Source organism: Neisseria sp. P0022.S010 (assembly GCF_051956635.1).
Map to the genome: position 1 here is coordinate 1 of NZ_JBQCXF010000707.1, position 1,261 is coordinate 1,261.

Here is a 1,261-nt window from a genome sequence, read left to right on the forward strand (position 1 = left end):
CGCTGACCATGGGCTGGCCTATGGAGCGGCGGCAGGCGGTTTATCCGGAAAACCTGCTCGCCGGCACGGCGGCGCATGAAAAAGTGGTGTGGATTGCCAGTCCGGCGGTACTCAACCGCTTGGGCAAAAACCGCAACTGGCAGAGCATCGGACACAAAATCGCGGGCATCGTGTCGGCGGGCGGCGCGCTGCCCGAAGCCACGGCGGATTTGCTGCAACAGGCTGCCGTCCGCCCGTTTGAAGTCTATGGCAGTACCGAAACCGGCGTGATTGCCTCACGTTGCGAACGCCAAGAATGGCAGCCTTTCAAGGGCGTGGAAATCGGGCAAAACGAAGAAGGCGCACTGTGGGCTTCTTCGCCTTGGTCGCCCGAACGCCGTCAAACAGCTGATTTGATCGAGCCGCAAGATGACGGTTTTCTGTTACTCGGTCGCCAAGACCGCATTATTAAATTTGAGGACAAACGCGTGTCGCTGACCCAAATCGAACACGAACTTTTACAACACCCTTGGATTACCGACGCCCACTGCGGTCGCCATCCGCAACATCAACGCATTGCCATATGGGCGGCATTAAATGCAGACGGTATCGCCGCCTTGCGCAAGAAAGGCCGTGCTGCGGTTGCCGATACGCTCAAACGCCATTTGGCTGCCACACAGGACACCATCGCCCTGCCGCGTTACTGGCGTTTTACCGACAGCCTGCCGCGCAACGCCCAAGCCAAAATCGCCGCGGCGGATTTTCAGATGGCCTTTACCGTCGCCCAGACATCGCCCGTTTGGTCGAAAACATCATCTGACGATGAAACCAATACTGAAACTTTTATCGGGCGCGTGCCTTTGGATTTAATTTATTTCGGCGGCCATTTTGCCACCTTCCCGCTGGTTCCCGGCGTGGTCGAGCTGCAATGGGTGCGCAACCTGATCGCGCCCAAGCCATGGAGTAAACAGCGCATCATCCGCATCGAAAATCTAAAATATCAGCAGTTTATCCGTCCTCACGATGAAGTGTCGGTAGATCTGAAATTTGATGAAGGTAAAAATAAACTGAGCTTTAAAATCAACAACGGAGAGCATCCGTGTGCATCAGGACGGATTGTGTTTGAGGCCGTCTGAATATACTTATTAACTTTTTAGTGGAAAACCAACAATATGCAACTCTTCCCTGCCCTAGAACAACGCTATTCCCACGAACACCAGTCCGCAGGCGAGGCTCAACGTCTGGCTCAAGAAATCGCTTTTGCACCGATTGTATTCCAAGT

The 1,261-nt window shown here is 54.2% G+C and carries 1 protein-coding gene and 1 pseudogene; both read left to right on the forward strand.

Annotated elements, in window-relative coordinates; all coding sequences use genetic code 11:
- Positions 1–1,115 (forward strand): ApeI family dehydratase (locus ACTHUT_RS20825; protein ID WP_440419709.1); only part of this gene is annotated, 1,115 nt, incomplete at its 5' end.
- A gap of 36 nt (positions 1,116–1,151) precedes the next feature.
- A pseudogene (locus ACTHUT_RS20830) lies at positions 1,152–1,261 on the forward strand (SAM-dependent methyltransferase); the annotation flags it as partial.